At 70.5% G+C, this 1741-nt stretch carries 1 protein-coding gene; it reads left to right on the plus strand.

Annotation, left to right across the window (positions count from 1 at the left end; genetic code table 11):
• On the plus strand, positions 1-1741 hold a 1741-nt coding region (locus AC4GYY_RS16100; RefSeq protein WP_491122043.1), incomplete at its 5' end, for an IlvD/Edd family dehydratase.

The following is a 1741-nucleotide window of genomic DNA, read 5'->3' on the forward strand; positions in this document are numbered from 1 at the left end:
GAACATCGACATGACGTCGCTGTATCTGGAGCGGTATCTGAACTTCGGGCTGAGCCTGGAGGAGCTGCGGTCCGGCAAGCCGATCATCGGCATCGCCCAGACCGGCAGCGATCTCAGCCCGTGCAACCGCCACCATCTGGTGCTGGCGGAGCGGGTGCGCGAGGGGATCCGCGAGGCGGGCGGGATCGCGCTCGAGTTCCCGGTCCATCCGATCCAGGAGACGGGCAAGCGCCCGACCGCGGGGCTCGACCGCAACCTCGCCTACCTGGGGCTGGTCGAGGCGATCTTCGGCTATCCGCTCGACGGGGTGGTGCTGACCACCGGCTGCGACAAGACGACGCCCGCGCTCTTGATGGCGGCGGCGACCGTCAACCTGCCCGCGATCGCGCTCTCGGTCGGGCCGATGCTCAACGGCTGGCACAAGGGCGAGCGCACCGGCTCGGGGACGATCGTGTGGAAGGGGCGCGAACTGCTCGCCGCAGGCGAGATCGACGACGAGGGCTTCATCAAGCTCGTCGCCTCCTCGGCGCCCTCGACTGGCTATTGCAACACGATGGGCACCGCGACGACGATGAACTCGCTCGCCGAGGCGCTGGGGATGATGCTCCCCGGCTCGGCGGCGATCCCGGCGCCCTACCGCGACCGGCAGGAGGTGGCGTGGCGCACCGGCAGGCGCATCGTCGAGATGGTGTTCGAGGATCTGAAGCCTTCGGACATCCTGACCCGCGCGGCGTTCGAGAATGCGATCGTGGTCAACTCCGCGATCGGCGGCTCGACCAACGCGCCGATCCACCTCGCCGCGATCGCGCGCCACATCGGCGTCGAGCTGCCGCTCCGGACCTGGCAGGAGAAGGGCCACAAGGTGCCTTTGCTGGTCAACCTCCAGCCCGCGGGCGAGTATCTGGGCGAGGACTTCTACCGCGCCGGCGGCGTGCCCGCGGTGGTCGCGCAGCTGATCGGCGCCGGGCTGATCCACGAGGGCGCGATGACCGTCAACGGGCGCACGATGGGCGACAATTGCCGCGCGGCGACGATCGAGGACGAGCGCGTGATCCGCCGCTTCGAGGAGCCTCTGGTCGAGGACGCGGGCTTCCTGGTGCTGAGCGGCAACCTGTTCGACGCCGCGATCATGAAGACCAGCGTGATCGGCCCCGAGTTCCGCGACCGCTATCTGTCGAACCCCGCCGACCCCGAGGCGTTCGAGGGCCCCGCGATCGTGTTCGACGGGCCGGAGGACTACCACCGCCGGATCGACGACCCCTCGCTCGACATCACGCCCGAGACGGTGATGTTCATGCGCGGGGCGGGACCGGTCGGCTATCCGGGGGCGGCCGAGGTCGTCAACATGCGCCCGCCGGCCTATCTGATCCGCGAGGGCGTCCACGCGCTCCCCTGCATCGGCGACGGGCGGCAGTCGGGGACCTCCGCCTCGCCCTCGATCCTCAACGCCTCGCCCGAGGCCGCGGTCGGCGGCGGGCTGGCGATCCTCAGGACCGGCGACCGGGTGCGGATCGACCTCGCCCGGGGCACCTGCGACGTGCTGATCCCGGACGCCGCGCTGGCCGAACGCCGCCGCGCGCTGGAGGAGGCGGGCGGCTACCCCTACCCCGCCTCGCAGACCCCCTGGCAGGAGATCCAGCGCGCGCTCGTCGGCCAAATGAACACCGGCGCCATCCTGGAGGGTGCCGAAAAATACCAGCGCATCGCCCAGACCCAGGGCCTGCCCCGGGACAATCACTGA

Source organism: Sphingomonas sp. SP6, from assembly GCF_058313435.1.